Genomic DNA, 15,020 nt, shown 5'->3' with positions numbered 1-15,020 from the left:
GGGCACGGCGGGCGGCCCGGGCCGATTACGATCGGCCCATGTCGGAGACAGGGGGCGTGCGCGAGGTGAAGTCCGCGGCGCGCACGGTCGAGCTGCTGGAACTCCTCGCGGCGCGCGGCGACCGCCCGGCCCGGCTGCAGGAGCTGGCCGGCGAACTCGGCGTGCCGCGCAGCTCGATGTACGCGCTGCTGCAGACCCTGATCTCACGCGGCTGGGTCCGCACCGACGTCACCGGCTCGCTGTACGGCATCGGCATCCACGCCCTGCTCACCGGCACGAGCTACCTCGACTCCGACCCCCGGGTCCGGGTGGTGCGGCCGTATCTCGACGAGGCGTCGGACGCGCTCGGCGAGACCATCCACCTGGGCCGGCTGGACGGCCGGGACGTGGCCTACCTGGCCACACGCGAGTCCCACGAGTACCTCAGGACGATCAGCCGGGTGGGGCGGCGCCTGCCCGCGCACGCCGGCGCGCTCGGCAAGGCGCTGCTGGCCGAACGCCCGGACGAGGAGCTGCCCGAGGGGCCGTACGAGGCGCTCACCCCGAACTCGCACACCAGCCGGGCGTCCCTGGCGGCCGACCTCCGGCGCGTCCGGGACCGCGGCTGGTCCGTGGACCGCGAGGAGGGCGTGCCCGGCATCGTCGGCTTCGGGTTCGCGCTGCGCTACGACACCCCCGCGCAGGACGCGATCAGCTGCTCGGTGCCGGTCGCCCGGCTCACCCCCGGGCACGAGGAGCGGATCGTCGCCGTAATGCGGGAGATCCGGGCGAAGATCGAGGCGACGGTGCCCACGGGGGCCGGATCGGTGCACTGGCGCTAGCGGAGCACGCGCGCCTCACCCTGCGAGAAGCGCTCGTTTACCCGGGCTTCACCACCCCAAACGCAACGTGCTCCACATCACATCCCCCGGGCTCCCGGGTCCGGGTACTTGCTTGATACAAATTGCCCGCGCGTTCCTGTCCGTCGACGGTCGTCGCCCTCCCCCTCATCTGCCGCTCCTTTCGCATGCCTTGGGAACGCCCGTGTTCGCCCGCACCACCCCCTGGCCCCTCGTCGCCCTTTTCACGGCCGGGTACCTCGCCCCGTATCTGCTGCCGACCACCGTCGGCCGGCTCGACTCGGCCCTTCCGCTCTCCGCCACGCAGGCCGGTGCCGTCGGCAGCGCGCTGCTGCTGAGTTCGGCCGCCGCCGGATTCGCCCTGGCCTCCAGGGTGGAGCGGATCGGCGCCCGCACCCTCGCCCGGCTCGGTCTCGTGCTGGCCGTGCTCGGCTACGGCGGTGCCGCGCTGAGCACCGCCGTCCCGGCCGTCGTCGCCGGCGCGATGGTCGGCGGCTTCGGCTCCGGCACCGCCACCACCGTCGCCGCCACGCTCATCGCCGCCCAGAAGGACCCGCACCGGGCCTCCACCGCCGGGCTGCTCAGCGTCTCCGCCCTCGCGGGCACCGTGTATCTGACGGTTCCGCACCTCGGCCCGGGCCACGGCCTGCCGCTGTCCGCGATCGCCCTGACGGCCCTGACCGTGTGGCCGCTCACCGCCGGCCTGCCCGCCGGCACGCCCGCCGTGCCGGCGGGCAGGCGGGAGCGGGCCCGGCTGCCGCACGCCCGTTCCGGCCTGGTGCTGGCGGCCGCCATGGTCTGCTGGTCGCTCGCCCAGAACTCCCTGTGGGGCGTGAGCGGGCGCATCGGGCTGGAGCAGGCCCACCTCGGGGAGGCCACCGTCGGTGTGGTGTTCGCCGTGGCGCTGGGCGCCGGGCTGGCCGGTGTCCTCGCGGCGGGCGCGCTCGGTGCGCGGCTCGGCCGGGCGGTGCCGATCGGCCTGGGCACGGTGCTGATCGCCGGCTGCATCGTCCTGAGCGCGTCCGCGACCGGCCTCGGGAGCTTCGCGGCCGGGGAGATCGCCTGGAACACGCTGTACCCGGTGGTGCTGTCGTACCTGATCGGGCTGGCCGCCTCGCTCGACCCGCGCGGACGGTGGGCGGTGCTGGTCGGCTCGGCGTCCTCGCTGGGCACGGCCGCCGGACCGCTCACCGGCAGCGTGCTGTCGGCGCAGGCCGGGTTCCCGGTGATGGGCCTGGTCCTCGGCGCCGGTCTGCTGGTGATCGCGCTGCCGATGACCGCCGTCGCCCTGCACACCGGCGGACGTCCGCTGCTGGCCGGCGCGATCCGCCGCCGCGGCGGGCACCCGGCCGCCCTGGTCGCCGCCGCCACCGGCACCCCGACCGGCGCGGTCCCCGAGATCGGCGCCCCGGAGCAGCCGGTGGTGGAGATCGAGGTGGAGACCCCGGCCGTCCCCGCCCAGCGCGCCTACGGCAAGGCGGGGTCGGAGGCCCGGTGAGGCCCGGCTAGCCGAAGGTGTAGGCCTCGACCTCGGCGAGGTAGCGCGCCCGCAGTTCCTCGTCGTCCTCCAGGAAGGAGGCGAGGAAGGAGTTGCGGGCGAGCTCGCGCAGCCGCTCCCGGCCGAGGCCGAGACTCTCGCGCACCGCGTCGAAGTTGTCACCGGCGTATCCGCCGAAGTAGGCCGGGTCGTCGGAGTTGACCGTGCACAGCAGGCTCGCCTCCAGCATGGCGGGCAGCGGGTGGTCGGCGAGGGTGTCCACGGTGCGCAGCCGGACGTTCGACAGGGGGCACAGCGTCAGCGGCACCCGGTCCCGCACCAGCCGCTCGACCAGCGCCGGGTCCTCCACGCAGCGCAGCCCGTGGTCGACCCGCTCGACGCCGAGCACGTCCAGCGCCTCGGTGATGTACTCCGGCGGCCCCTCCTCGCCCGCGTGGGCGACCCGCCGCAGGCCCAGCGCGGCGGCGGCCTCGTAGACCTCGCGGAACTTCGCCGGCGGGTGCCCGACCTCGGCCGAGTCCAGCCCGACGCCGGTGATCCGGTCCAGGTGGGGCCTGGCCGCCTCCAGGGTCGCCAGGGCCGACTCGGCGGACTCGTCGCGCAGGAAGCACAGGATCAGCCGGGTCGAGACGCCGTGGTTGTCCTGGCTCCTTCCCAGCGCCCGCCACAGCCCCTCGACGACCGTGCCGAGCTCCAGACCGCGGCTGGTGTGGGCCTGCGGGTCGAAGAAGATCTCCGCGTGCCGCACGCCCTGGGCGGCGGCCCGGGCCAGGTACTCGTTCGCCAGGTCCTCGAAGTCCCGCTCGGTGCGCAGCACGGCCATGAGCTCGTAGTACAGGTTCAGGAACGACTGGAGGTCGTCGAAGCGGTAGGCCTCGCGCAGTTCGTCCGTGTCGGCGTAGGGCAGGGTGAGGCCGTTGCGCGTGGCGAGCTCGAAGGCGAGTTCCGGTTCCAGGGTGCCTTCGATATGAAGGTGCAGTTCGGCTTTGGGGATGGGCATCAATGCATCGTACGGGCGTTTCACCGTCGCTTCGGAACCGGCACCCGCAGGAGGTCGTGGGCCACGGTCAGCTCGCCCTCGTACCCGGCGGCCCGCGCCTGCCGCTCGAACTCGTCCGGCTCGGTGTAGCGCTGGCTGAAGTGGGTGAGCACCAGGTGCCGCACCCCGCTCTCCCGCGCCACCCGGGCCGCCTGACCTGCCGTCAGATGGCCGTGCTCGACGGCGAGTTCCTCGTCCTCGTCGAGGAACGTCGACTCGATGGCCAGCAGGTCGCAGCCCTCGGCCAGCGCGTACACGCCGTCGCAGAGCCGGGTGTCCATGACGAACGCGAACCGCTGCCCGCGCCGCACCTCGCTGACGTCCTCCAGCGAGACCCCGCCGAGTGATCCCTCGCGCTGGATCCGGCCCACGTCCGGGCCCCGCACGCCGTGCGCGGCGAGCCGCTCGGGCAGCATGCGGCGGCCGTCGGGCTCGACGAGCCGGTAGCCGTAGGACTCCACCGGGTGCGACAGCCTGCGGGCCTCCAGGGTGTAGCCGCCGGTGCGGGCGAGGGACCCGTCGGTGTCGACCGGCGCCTCGGTGATGCCGACGGTCTCGCGGTAGGCGGTGGCGTACCGGAGCCGGTCGAAGAAGCGCTGCCCGGAGCGCGGATAGTGGGCGGTGACCGGGTGCGGGACCTTGTCGAGGTTGATGCGCTGGATCACACCGGCGAGGCCGAGGCTGTGGTCGCCGTGGAAGTGCGTGACGCAGATCCGGTTCAGGTCGTGCGCGGCGACCCCGGCGCGCAGCATCTGACGCTGCGTGCCCTCGCCGGGGTCGAACAGGATGCCCTCGCCGTCCCAGCGCAGCAGGTAGCCGTTGTGGTTGCGGTGCCGGGTCGGGACCTGGCTGGCGGTGCCGAGGACGACGAGTTCGCGTACGGACACAGCGGCTATCCCGGGGGCCATTCGAGGCCGCGGCCGCCGATCACGTGGCCGTGGACGTGCCAGACGGTCTGGCCGGAGCCGCTGCCGGTGTTGAAGACCAGGCGGTAGCTGTCGAGCTTCTCCTCGTCCGCGACGGCCTGGGCCTCGCGGAGCACGTCCGCGGTGAGGGCCGGGTCGGCGGCGGCGAGGGCACCGGCGTTCTCGTAGTGGGCCTTGGGGATCACGAGGACGTGGGTGGGTGCCTGGGGGTTGATGTCGCGAAACGCGAGGGTCGTCTCCGTCCGGCGGACGATCGTCGCCGGGACGGTGCCCGCGACGATCTTGCAGAACAGGCAGTCGTCCTGGGGTTCCCCTGCCATTTTCCCTCCGGGGGTTGGCCGAATACGGTCCGACTCGGGCATCGTATCGTCGTCGGGTGCGGGTACTCCGTGGCTGGTCCCGACCTTGCCGGTGCCGGTCAACCGGGCAGGCCCGGAGGCGTTTTCGCCGGTGCCGTCTCCAGGCTCTCCAGCGCCATGCGGATGGCCTCGTCCAGTTGGGGGTCCCGGCCCGCCGCGTGGTCCTGCGGGCTCTGCACCACTTCCACGTCCGGGTCCACCCCGTGGTTCTCCACGCCCCACCCGTAGCCCTCCAGCCAGAACGCGTACTTCGGCTGCGTGACCAGGGTGCCGTCGACCAGGCGGTAGCGGCTGTCGATGCCGATGACGCCGCCCCAGGTGCGGGTGCCGACCACCGGGCCGATGCCGAGCGCCTTGATCGCGGCGTTGACGATGTCGCCGTCGGAGCCGGAGAACTCGTTGGCGACGGCGACGACCGGGCCGCGGGGCGCGTCGCGCGGATAGCTCTCGGCGCGCATGCCGCGGGGCAGGTCCCAGCCGACGACGCGGCGGGCCAGTTTCTCCACCACCAGCTGCGAGGTGTGCCCGCCGCGGTTCTCGCGGACGTCGACCACCAGGCCCTCGCGGGCCACCTCCACGCGCAGGTCGCGGTGGATCTGGGCCCAGCCGGGCGCCTGCATGTCGGGGACGTGGAGGTAGCCGAGGCGGCCGCCGGACTTCTCGTGGACGTAGGCGCGGCGGTCGGCGACCCAGGCGTGGTAGCGCAGCGGTTCCTCGTCGGCGACCGGGACGACGACGGCGTGCCGCGGCTCGCCGCCGCCGGACGGGGAGATGGTCAGCTCCACCGGCTTGCCGGCCGTGCCGATCAGCAGCGGGCCCGGTCCGGTGACGGGGTCGACGGGCTGTCCGGCGACCGCCACCACGGCGTCCCCGGGCCGTACCGCGACGCCGGGTGCGGCCAGCGGGCTGCGGGCGTCCGGGTCGGAGGTCTCCGAGGGCAGGATGCGGTCCACGCGCCAGGTGCCGTCCTCGTGGCGGGAGAGGTCGGCGCCGAGCAGGCCCTGGCGGGGGCCGCGGCCGGAGCCGCCGCGCGGGGTGACGTAGGCGTGGGACGTGCCGAGTTCGCCCTGCACCTCCCACAGCAGGTCGACGAGGTCGTCGTGGGTGGCGAGCCGCTCCAGGACCGGGCGGTAGCGGTCGAGGACGCCGCTCCAGTCGACGCCGCTCATGTCCGGCCGCCAGAAGTGGTCCCGCATGATGCGGCCGGCCTCGTCGAACATCTGCCGCCACTCGGCGGCGGGGTCGATCATCTGGCGGACCCGGCTCAGGTCGACGGTGATGTTGCTGTCGCTGTCGTCGTCGCCGGAGGCGCGCCGGTCACTGGGGACGACCTTCAGCCGTCCGTCGGTCCACAGCAGCACCCGCTTGCCGTCGCCGCTGACCTCGAAGTGGTCGGCGTCCACGGCGAGATGCTCGACCCGCTGCTGAACGAGGTCGTAGCGCTCCAGCTCGGTCTTGGGCTCGGGGTCGTCGGGGGTGGCCCGGGAGGCGCCGAGCACCCCGGCGACCGGGTGGCGCAGCCACAGCACCCCGTCCTTGGCGGCCCGCAGGTTGGAGTAGCGGGCGGCCTCGACCGGGAACGGCACGATGCGGTCGGCGAGGCCCTCCAGGTCGATCCGGGTGGTGGGGGCGCCCTCGCTGTCCGGGGTCTCCTCCCGGTCGGGCGTCTCGAAGGACCGGCCGTGCCGCTGCGGCCCGAACGGCGACGGGGTCGTGGCCGCGAGCGTGATGAGGTGCGGCCGGGCGCCCTCGACGAAGGCCAGGTCGAAGACGTGCTCGTCGTAGACCGGGTCGAAGGAGCGGGTCGACAGGAACGCGAGGTGCTTGCCGTCCGCGGTGAACGCGGGCGCGTAGTCCTGGAAGCGCAGCGGGGTCGCCTCGGTGACCGACAGGTCGGTGGTGTTGGCGAGCCTGAGCTGGCTCAGCGGCCGCGGGCCGGGGTGGGACCAGGCCAGCCAGGCCGAGTCGGGCGAGAAGACCAGCCCCGAGACGTCCCCGTCCTCGCTGCGGTCCACCTCCCGCACCTCGCCGGTCTCCCGCTCCACGAGCAGCAGCCGCCCGTCGTGGGAGGCCACGGCCACCCGGCTGCCGTCGGGGGCCACCGCGAGGTCCAGCACCCTGCCGAGCTGTCCGGCGGCGAGCCGGCGCGGGGTCGCGCCCGGGGCGAGGCCGGTGGCGGGCGCGAACTCCAGGGCGTCGTCGCCCTCGGCGTCCGTCACCCACACCACCCACTCCTCGCCGTCCGCGCGGAACGCCCGCGGCAGCCGGGCCCGTACGCCGGGCGTCGCGGCCAGCGCCCGGGCCGGGCCCGAGCGGTGGGTGACCCAGTGGACGGTGCCGCGTACGGAGACGGCGCTGCCGCGCGCGGTGTGGTCCGGGGACGCCGAGCCGAACCAGCGGGCGGCGTTCACAGCGAACGGCTGCAGGTCGGCGCGCTGCCCGCCCAGCCGCACCTCGAGCCGGCGCGGCTCGGCCCCGTCCAGGTCGTCCAGCAGGTGGAGTTCACCGGCGCTGGAGTACACCACCCGGGTGCCGTCGGTCGCGGCGTGCCGGGCGTAGAACCCGTCGAGCGGGGTGTGGCGGCGCAGGTCCGAGCCGTCGGCGAGGGACGAGTAGAGCGCGCCCGTGCCCTCGTGGTCGGAGAGGAACGCGACCCGGTCCCCCACCCACAGCGGGTACTCGATGTTGCCGTCGAGGTCCTCGTGCAGCCGGACGAAGGTGCCCTCGCCCTCGCGGTCGATCCACAACTTGCCCGCCGTACCGCCCCGGTACCGCTTCCACCAGGCCGCCTCGCGCCCCATCGGCGCGGACAGCAGCACCGTGTGCGGCCCGAACGCCACGTCGCCGACCGGCCCGTACGGCAGGGCGGCGGCCGGGCCGCCGTCCAGCGGGACGGCACGCGCCCAGGTGCGGCGCAGGCTGGCCTGCCCCTGCGAGCTGATCGCCAGGACCTCGCCGCCGGGGGTCCAGCCGCGCACCTGCGTCCTCGAACTGCCCCAGTGGGTCAGGCGCTTGGCGGGACCGCCGTCGACCGGGGCGACGAGCACCTCGGGGGCGCCGTCCCGGGTGGAGGTCCAGGCGACGGTGGTGCCGTCGGGCGAGACACGGGGGTGGGTCACCGGCGTGTTGTCGGCGCTGACCCGCCAGGCCCGCCCGCCGTCGAGCGGCGCGAGCCACACGTCGTCCTCGGCGGTGAAGGCGACCAGGTCGCCGTGCACGTGCGGGAACCGGAGATAAGCAGGCGATGTCACCTGATCACCCTATGCAGGGAGGGCGCCGCGCGGACAGGGTTCCGATCACTTGCCCTCGACCGGGCGGCAGTCCGGGTACCGGTCGCACCAGATGGTCTGCGTGACGGTCACCGTGACCGTGGCCCCCGGCCCGTCGTTGCCCGGTCCGCCGCCCACCGGGGGCGGGCTGGTGGCGTTGCAGTCGCCGAGCCCGTCGACCCGGAACCAGACCTTGCCGTCCACCTTGGCGGTGATGTTCCCGCGCACACAGGCGCCGTCCACCGCGTGGGTCACCTTGCCGTCGACGGTGATGTCCTTGCCGTCGTCGGTCTCGCCCTGGCAGTCGACGGCCGCGACGGTCCTCTCGCTCGCCGAGGGCGACGCCTTGGTGTTCTTGCCGCTGTCGCCGTAGGACGCGGTGCAGCTGAGCCAGCGCACGCCCGCCTTCTGGCGGTCGAGTTCCTTGGTCACCACCTCGTCGGTGGTGTACGCCACGGCCGCGGAACCGATGCCGTCGCCCGGCTCGCAGGCGACGGTGCCGCCCACGGCGACGACCGCGAACACCGCCGCGACAGCAGCCCGCCGGCCGCGCGGCCCCCGTCGAAACCTCCTCGAAGCCCCCATGGAGGGCAGCCTGCCACCGACGGGGGCGGCGCGGTAGGGCGCAAAGGCGTCAACCGCGCAGCAGCAGCCACTCTTGGAGCTCCACCAAGTTGCCCTCGGGGTCCTTGAGATGGGCGACCCGCATCCGGTCGGTCAGGGGCGCCGGACCGTGCAGGACCGTGCCGCCGCGCAGCGTGATCTCCTCGCAGTACGCGTCCAGCGCGTCCACCCGCAGCACCACCAGGGACCGGTGCCCGGCGGCCGGTTCCCCCACCTCGCCGAGCACCTCGGCCATCATCGACCGGTCCTGCAGCGCGATCCCCGCGGAGCCGACCGCGGGACTGAACTTCTCGTACGGGCCCTCGGCCGCGCCCGACTGCGGCTTGAGGCCGAGGACGTCGCCGTAGAACCGGTAACACGCGGCGAAGTCGGTGACGAGCAGGCGTACTTGGGCGAGTTCCACGGTGCCTCCAGGGGGTCAGGACCAGCGGCCGGTACGGGCCAGCAGGACGGCGGCGGCCGCCGTCCCTGCCGTCGATGTGCGCAGCACACTGCGCCCGAGGCGATACGCCCCGGCCCCCGCCTCGGCGAACAGCGCCAGTTCCTCCGGCGCCACACCCCCCTCGGGTCCCACGACCAGGACGATCTCGCCGGCCGTCGGCACCTCGGCCGTCGCCAGCGGTTCCTCGCCGCTCTCGTGGAGCACGGCGGCGAAGTCGGCCTGCCGCAGCAGTGCGGCGACCTGCTTGGTCGTGGCCGCGTCGGCGACCTCCGCGAAACGCACCCGGCGCGCCTGCTTGCCGGCCTCCCGGGCGGTGGCCCGCCACTTGGCGAGCGCCTTCGCCCCGCGCTCGCCCTTCCACTGCGTGATGCAGCGGGCCGCCGCCCAGGGCACGACGGCGTCGACGCCGACCTCGCTCATGGTCTCGACGGCCAGTTCACCGCGGTCGCCCTTGGGCAGTGCCTGTACGACGGTCACCCGCGGCTGCTCGGGCGGCTCCTCGCCCACCGAGTCCAGCTGGACGATCAGCCGGTCCTTGCCCTCGGTGCCGAGCACCACGCAGTCCGCCCAGCGCCCGGCCCCGTCCGTGAGGACGACGTCCTCCCCGGCCCGCAGCCGCTTCACGGAGACGGCGTGCCGCCCTTCCGGCCCGTCCAGCACGTACCGTCCGCCGCCGCCCGCGTCGAAGTGCTCGACGACGAACACCGGCGCGGTCATCGCAGGCCTCCGCCCGGGACGCCCCCGCCCGACAACGCTGTCCGGGCGGCGGCGAGTTCACCGGCCAGCACCTCCACCAGCTGCCCCGCGGGCAGCTCCCGCGCCATCCGGTGCCCCTGCCCGGCCCACAGCGCCATGCCCTGCGCGTCCCCGGCCTTGGCGGCGGCCTTGCGCAGCGGCGAGGTCAGGTGGTGGATCTCCGGGTAGGCGGCGGGCGCGTACGGGCCGTGCTCGCGCAGGAACCGGTTGACGAGCCCGCGCGCCGGACGGCCCGAGAAGGCCCGGGTCAGCTCCGTGCGCACGAACAGGGGGTTGGTCAGCGCCTGCTTGTGCAGGGCGTGCGCGCCGGATTCGTGGGTGGCGAGGAAGGCCGTGCCCAGCTGGGCCGCGGACGCGCCGGCCGCGAGGAGTCCGGCGATCTGGCCGCCGCGCATGATGCCGCCGGCGGCGATGATCGGGATGCCGACGGCCTCCCGGATCTGCGCGACCAGGGTCAGCAGCCCGAGGCCGGAGCCGTCGGTCTCGGGGACGTCCCGGTGGGTGCCCTGGTGGCCGCCGGCCTCGACGCCCTGCGCGATGACGGCGTCCGCCCCGGCCCGCTCGACGGCCCGGGCCTCGTCGGGGGTGGTGGCGGTGGCCAGGACGAAGGTGCCGACGCGGTGCAGGGTGTCGACGACCTCGCGGTGGGGGACGCCGAAGTGGAACGACACCACCGGGACGGGGTTGTCGCGCAGCACCGTGAGCTTGGTCTCGTAGCCGTCGTCCCGGCCGCTCTCCGGATCGCCGAGCTCGGCCTCGTACCAGGTGGCCTCGCCGGCCAGCTGGTGGGCGTAGACGTCGACGGCGGCGGGGTCGGCGTACTCCGGCTGCGGCATGAAGAGGTTGACCCCGAAGGGCCGGCCGGTGAGGCTCCTCAGCTGCTTGATCTCCTGGTACATCCCGTCGGCGGTCTTGTACCCGGCGGCGAGGAAGCCGAGCCCGCCCGCTTCGCACACGGCGGCGGCGAGCTTCGGCACGGAGACGCCGCCCGCCATGGGGGCCTGCACGATCGGGAGCGGGAAGAGATCGGTCAGTGCGGAGGACATGACCGCATGTTGTCACGTCCTCCGGACAACTCCGAAACCGGCCTGCCGTGTGGCATAGACCAGAGGAACTACCGCTTCCGCACCCCCGGCGCGACCGGCCCCAGCGACCGTTGAACGCGTCCTTCAGCCGCGAGAACAGCCCCTGCCGACCGGGCTGACCGTGCCGACCCGGGGGGCGACCCCCGGACCCCCGGCAGCCCCCGGGCTTCCGCCTCAGCGACCGTTGAACGCGTCCTTCAGCCGCGAGAACAGCCCCTGCTGGCCGGGCTGGAACTGGCCGGTCGGCCGTTCCTCGCCGCGGAGCTTGGACAGTTCGCGCAGCAGGCGCTCCTGCTCGGGGTCGAGCTTGGTCGGTGTCTGGACCTCGACGTGGACGATCAGGTCGCCGCGTCCGCCGCCGCGCAGGTGCGTGACGCCCCGGCCGTGCAGCGGGATCGACTGGCCGGACTGGGTGCCCGGGCGGATGTCGACCTCCTCCATGCCGTCGAGCGTCTCCAGCGGCACCTTCGTGCCCAGGGCCGCCGCCGTCATCGGGAGCGTGACCGTGCAGTGGAGGTCGTCGCCGCGGCGCTGGAACTGCGCGTGGGGCAGCTCGTGGATCTCGACGTAGAGGTCACCGGCCGGACCGCCGCCGGGCCCGACCTCGCCCTCGCCCGCGAGCTGGATGCGCGTGCCGTTGTCCACACCGGCCGGGATCTTGACCGTGAGCGTGCGGCGGGACCTGACGCGGCCGTCGCCCGCGCACTCGGGGCACGGCGTCGGGACGACCGTGCCGAAGCCCTGGCACTGGGGGCACGGGCGGGACGTCATGACCTGGCCCAGGAAGGACCGGGTCACCTGCGACACCTCACCGCGGCCGCGGCACATGTCACACGTCTGCGCGGAGGTGCCCGGGGCCGCGCCCTCGCCGTTGCAGGTGTTGCAGACGACGGCCGTGTCGACCTGGATGTCCTTGGTCGTACCGAAGGCGGCCTCGTCGAGCTCGATCTCGATACGGATCATCGCGTCCTGGCCGCGGCGGGTGCGCGAGCGCGGTCCGCGCTGCGACGCCGTGCCGAAGAAGGCGTCCATGATGTCCGAGAAGTTCCCGAAGCCACCGGCTCCGAAGCCGCCCGCGCCGGCGCCGCCGGACTGCGAGAGCGGGTCGCCGCCGAGGTCGTAGACCTGCTTCTTCTGCGGGTCCGACAGCACCTCGTAAGCGGCGTTGATCTCCTTGAACCGCTCCTGGGTCTTCGGATCGGGGTTGACGTCCGGGTGCAGCTCGCGGGCGAGCCGCCGGAAGGCCTTCTTGATCTCTTCCTGCGACGCGTCGCGGCGCACGCCGAGTACGGCGTAGTAGTCGGTGGCCACTACGACTCCGCCAGGATCTGTCCGACGTACCGTGCCACTGCGCGTACCGCTCCCATCGTTCCCGGGTAGTCCATGCGGGTCGGTCCGACCACGCCGAGCTTGGCGACTGCCTCGCCGCCCGAACCGTAGCCGACCGACACGACGGACGTGGAGTTGAGTCCTTCGTGGGCGTTCTCGTGACCGATACGGACGGTCACGCCCGGATCCTTCGCCTCGCCGAGCAGCTTGAGGAGCACGACCTGCTCCTCCAGCGCCTCCAGCACCGGCCGGATCGTGAGGGGGAAGTCATGACCGAAGCGGGTCAGATTGGCGGTGCCGCCGATCATCAGCCGCTCCTCGTTCTCCTCGACGAGCGTCTCCAGGAGTGTGGAGAGCACCGTGGAGACCGTACCCCGGTCCTCGTGCTCGAAAGCCTCCGGGAGATCCTCCACCAGACCCGGCACATCCGCGAAACGGCGGTTCGCCACCCGGCTGTTGAGCCGCGCCCGCAGATCCGCGAGCGAGGCCTCGCCGAAGGGCGCCGGGCAGTCGACCACCCGCTGCTCGACCCGGCCGGTGTCCGTGATCAGCACGAGCATCACCCGCGCGGGCGCCAGGGAGAGCAGCTCCACGTGGCGCACGGTGGACCGGGTGAGCGACGGGTACTGCACGACGGCGACCTGGCGCGTGAGCTGCGCGAGCAGCCGCACCGTGCGCGCCACGACGTCGTCGAGGTCGACGGCGCCCTCCAGGAAGTTCTGGATCGCGCGCCGCTCGGGTGCGGTCATGGGCTTGACGCCGGCGAGCTTGTCCACGAACAGGCGGTAGCCCTTGTCGGTGGGGATGCGCCCGGCACTGGTGTGCGGCTGGGCGATGTATCCCTCGTCCTCCAGGGCCGCCATGTCGTTGCGGACGGTCGCCGGGGAGACGCCGAGGTTGTGCCGCTCGGTGAGGGCCTTGGAGCCGACCGGCTCCTCGGTGCCGACGTAGTCCTGGACGATGGCGCGCAGCACCTGAAGCCTGCGTTCACTGAGCATCGCGCACACCTCCAGAAGTCGTCCGCCCGTGGCCCGCCGTTCACGGCCTGGCACTCTGCTCGTGCGAGTGCCAATGTTCCCCGGCCCAGTGTACGGCGGTGGGGTACGCCCCCGGCAAGGCTGGTCGTGCGCGGTCGTGCCCCGGGCGGGCCGCACGGCTAGCGTCGCCGTATGACGGTGACTTGGGAAGAGGCCGGATGGGAGCGCCTGGCCGCCGGGGTGGGCCGGTGCCGGCTGCCGGTGTGGGACTGCACGGCGGGGCTGGTCGCCGGGGAGGGCGCGGTCCTGGTGATCGACGCCGGGTCGAGCCCGGCCGAGGGTGCGCGGGTGCGCGCGCAGGCGCAGTCGATCACCGGTCACCGTGTGACACATCTCGCGCTGACCCATCCCCACTTCGACCACGTCTTCGGGGCCGCGGCGTTCCCGGAGGCGGAGGCGTTCGGCGCGGTCGGCGTGGACGCGGTGCTGACCCGGGCGCGGGACCGCGAGGAGCTCCGCGCCGACGCGGTGCGCAACGGCCTGGCCGAGGACGTGGCGCGGGAGTCGGCGCTGCGGCTGGCCGCGCCCCACCACCTGGTCTCCGGCGAGTGGACGCTCGACCTGGGCGGCGGCCGCCAGGTGCTGCTGGCGAACGTGGGCCCGGGGCACACCGCGCACGACCTGGTGGTGCTGGTGCCGGGCGATCCGGAGGTGGTGTTCTGCGGCGACCTCGTCGAGGAGTCGGGCGAGCCGCAGGCCGGCCCCGACGCGGTGCCCTCGCAGTGGCCGGCCGCGCTGGACCGGCTGCTCGCGCTGGGCGGCGCCGACGCACTGTACGTGCCCGGTCACGGAGCGGTGGTGGACGCGGCGTTCGTCCGGGCCCAGCGGGACGCGCTGGCGGCGCGTTTCGGCGTGTCTCCGTGATCGCCCCGCGGCTTCTCCTATCGTCATCCGAATGCGCCAGTACTCTCCGGACCTGACCCCGCCGTGGAAGAAGCCCCAGCCGGTCCCCGAGGTCCCGGCGGAACCGGGCCTGGTGGTGGAGGAGCCGGGCACGGGTTTCTGCGGGGCGGTCGTGCGCTGCGAGGCCGGCACGGTGACGCTGGAGGACCGCTTCGGCAAGGACCGCGTGTTCCCGATGGAACCGCGCGGCTTCCTCCTGGAGGGCAGGGCGGTGACGCTGGTGCGCCCCTCCTCCGGTGCAGCGGCCCGCCCGGCCCGCACGGCCTCCGGATCGGTGGCGGTGCCCGGCGCACGCGCGCGCGTGGCCCGCGCCGGCCGCATCTACGTCGAGGGCCGGCACGACGCCGAGCTGGTGGAGAAGGTGTGGGGCGACGACCTGCGCGTCGAGGGCGTGGTGGTGGAGTACCTGGAGGGCGTGGACGACCTCCCGTCGATCGTCGAGAGCTTCGCGCCCGGCCCCGACGCGCGCCTGGGCGTCCTGGTCGACCACCTCGTACCGGACTCGAAGGAGTGGCGCATCGCCCGGGCGGTGACGAGCGAGCACGCACTGGTGGTGGGTCACCCGTACATCGACATCTGGGAGGCGGTGAAACCGTCGTCCCTGGGCATCGAGGCCTGGCCCCGGGTCCCGAGGGGCCAGGACTGGAAGACGGGTGTCTGCCGCGCCCTGGGCTGGCCGGAGAACACCGGCGCGGCCTGGCAGCGGATCCTGTCGGGCGTCCACTCGTACAAGGACCTGGAGCCGGAGCTGCTGGGCCGGGTGGAGGAACTGATCGACTTCGTGACGGCGTAGCCGCCGCGGGCGTGCGGGCCGCGAGGGGCGGCACGGGTGGGCGCGGCGGCACGGGTGGGCGCGGCGGCACGGGTGGGCGCGGCGGCACGGGTGGGCGCGGCGGCACGGGTGGGCGCGGCGG

General features: G+C 74.0%; 14 protein-coding genes. 4 read left to right on the top strand and 10 right to left on the bottom strand.

Features of this window, described 5'->3' with window-relative positions; genetic code table 11:
- Positions 1-38 precede the first annotated feature (38 nt).
- Positions 39-821, top strand: coding sequence for an IclR family transcriptional regulator (locus tag ACPXCS_RS17610; protein WP_425944995.1), 783 nt, complete (start codon positions 39-41; stop codon positions 819-821).
- Between the two features lie 202 nt (positions 822-1,023).
- Positions 1,024-2,337, top strand: coding sequence for an MFS transporter (locus ACPXCS_RS17605; protein WP_425944994.1), 1,314 nt, complete (start codon positions 1,024-1,026; stop codon positions 2,335-2,337).
- Positions 2,338-2,344: 7 nt separating this feature from the next.
- Here ACPXCS_RS17605 and ACPXCS_RS17600 read toward each other — a convergent pair whose 3' ends face one another.
- From ACPXCS_RS17600 to hrcA, 10 genes are all read right to left on the bottom strand, one after another.
- Positions 2,345-3,337: an adenosine deaminase gene (locus ACPXCS_RS17600; RefSeq protein ID WP_425944993.1), complete on the bottom strand. Its 993-nt coding sequence runs from the start codon at positions 3,335-3,337 to the stop codon at positions 2,345-2,347.
- A 20-nt stretch (positions 3,338-3,357) separates the two neighbouring features.
- Positions 3,358-4,263 carry a ribonuclease Z gene (locus tag ACPXCS_RS17595; protein WP_425944992.1) on the bottom strand — a complete coding sequence of 302 codons (906 nt, stop codon included), beginning with the start codon at positions 4,261-4,263 and terminating at the stop codon, positions 3,358-3,360.
- Between the two features lie 5 nt (positions 4,264-4,268).
- Positions 4,269-4,622, bottom strand: a complete 354-nt coding sequence (locus ACPXCS_RS17590) for a histidine triad nucleotide-binding protein (RefSeq protein ID WP_425944991.1) — start codon at positions 4,620-4,622, stop codon at positions 4,269-4,271.
- Positions 4,623-4,720: 98 nt separating this feature from the next.
- Positions 4,721-7,867 (bottom strand): S41 family peptidase, encoded by a 3,147-nt coding sequence (locus tag ACPXCS_RS17585; protein ID WP_425945384.1) that lies wholly within the window; start codon positions 7,865-7,867, stop codon positions 4,721-4,723.
- Between the two features lie 90 nt (positions 7,868-7,957).
- The gene (locus tag ACPXCS_RS17580) at positions 7,958-8,515 is read right to left on the bottom strand and encodes a hypothetical protein (protein ID WP_425944990.1); all 558 of its coding nucleotides are present in this window, start codon (positions 8,513-8,515) and stop codon (positions 7,958-7,960) included.
- A gap of 49 nt (positions 8,516-8,564) precedes the next feature.
- Complete coding sequence (locus ACPXCS_RS17575; protein ID WP_425944989.1) at positions 8,565-8,957, bottom strand: VOC family protein; 393 nt, start codon at positions 8,955-8,957, stop codon at positions 8,565-8,567.
- Positions 8,958-8,972: 15 nt separating this feature from the next.
- Positions 8,973-9,713 (bottom strand): 16S rRNA (uracil(1498)-N(3))-methyltransferase, encoded by a 741-nt coding sequence (locus tag ACPXCS_RS17570; RefSeq protein WP_425944988.1) that lies wholly within the window; start codon positions 9,711-9,713, stop codon positions 8,973-8,975.
- Positions 9,710-10,798, bottom strand: coding sequence for a nitronate monooxygenase (locus ACPXCS_RS17565; protein ID WP_425944987.1), 1,089 nt, complete (start codon positions 10,796-10,798; stop codon positions 9,710-9,712). The genes ACPXCS_RS17570 and ACPXCS_RS17565 overlap by 4 nt, the downstream gene beginning before the upstream one ends.
- 213 nt (positions 10,799-11,011) lie before the next feature.
- Positions 11,012-12,148 carry a molecular chaperone DnaJ gene (dnaJ, locus tag ACPXCS_RS17560; RefSeq protein WP_425944986.1) on the bottom strand — a complete coding sequence of 379 codons (1,137 nt, stop codon included), beginning with the start codon at positions 12,146-12,148 and terminating at the stop codon, positions 11,012-11,014.
- Entirely contained in the window at positions 12,148-13,164 is a 1,017-nt protein-coding gene (gene hrcA / locus ACPXCS_RS17555; protein WP_333930650.1) for a heat-inducible transcriptional repressor HrcA, read from the bottom strand. Before hrcA ends, dnaJ begins: the two co-directional genes overlap by 1 nt.
- A 171-nt stretch (positions 13,165-13,335) precedes the next feature.
- Here hrcA and ACPXCS_RS17550 point away from each other — a divergent pair, with 171 nt between their 5' ends.
- Together ACPXCS_RS17550 and ACPXCS_RS17545 are read left to right on the top strand one after the other, a co-directional pair.
- Positions 13,336-14,067, top strand: a complete 732-nt coding sequence (locus ACPXCS_RS17550) for an MBL fold metallo-hydrolase (RefSeq protein WP_425944985.1) — start codon at positions 13,336-13,338, stop codon at positions 14,065-14,067.
- Positions 14,068-14,098: 31 nt separating this feature from the next.
- On the top strand, positions 14,099-14,899 hold the full coding sequence (locus ACPXCS_RS17545) for a DUF3097 domain-containing protein (RefSeq protein ID WP_425944984.1): 801 nt from the start codon (positions 14,099-14,101) through the stop codon (positions 14,897-14,899).
- Positions 14,900-15,020 lie beyond the last annotated feature (121 nt).

Origin of the sequence: Streptomyces sp. DT190 (assembly GCF_049846985.1) — a bacterium.
In the GTDB taxonomy this organism is placed as follows: Bacteria; Actinomycetota; Actinomycetes; order Streptomycetales; family Streptomycetaceae; genus Streptomyces.
Note: the sequence above shows the minus strand (reverse complement) of the source record. Positions and strands in the feature narration are given on the sequence as shown.

What these genes read in the sequence shown, in the direction of transcription:
- ACPXCS_RS17550 (WP_425944985.1), top strand. Translation starts at nt 13,336, where the DNA reads ATGACGGTGACTTGGGAAGAGGCCGGATGGGAGCGCCTGGCCGCCGGG.
- ACPXCS_RS17570 (WP_425944988.1), bottom strand. Translation starts at nt 9,713, where the DNA reads ATGACCGCGCCGGTGTTCGTCGTCGAGCACTTCGACGCGGGCGGCGGC.
- ACPXCS_RS17545 (WP_425944984.1), top strand. Translation starts at nt 14,099, where the DNA reads ATGCGCCAGTACTCTCCGGACCTGACCCCGCCGTGGAAGAAGCCCCAG.
- ACPXCS_RS17590 (WP_425944991.1), bottom strand. Translation starts at nt 4,622, where the DNA reads ATGGCAGGGGAACCCCAGGACGACTGCCTGTTCTGCAAGATCGTCGCG.
- ACPXCS_RS17565 (WP_425944987.1), bottom strand. Translation starts at nt 10,798, where the DNA reads ATGTCCTCCGCACTGACCGATCTCTTCCCGCTCCCGATCGTGCAGGCC.
- ACPXCS_RS17610 (WP_425944995.1), top strand. Translation starts at nt 39, where the DNA reads ATGTCGGAGACAGGGGGCGTGCGCGAGGTGAAGTCCGCGGCGCGCACG.
- ACPXCS_RS17580 (WP_425944990.1), bottom strand. Translation starts at nt 8,515, where the DNA reads ATGGGGGCTTCGAGGAGGTTTCGACGGGGGCCGCGCGGCCGGCGGGCT.
- ACPXCS_RS17600 (WP_425944993.1), bottom strand. Translation starts at nt 3,337, where the DNA reads ATGCCCATCCCCAAAGCCGAACTGCACCTTCATATCGAAGGCACCCTG.
- hrcA (WP_333930650.1), bottom strand. Translation starts at nt 13,164, where the DNA reads ATGCTCAGTGAACGCAGGCTTCAGGTGCTGCGCGCCATCGTCCAGGAC.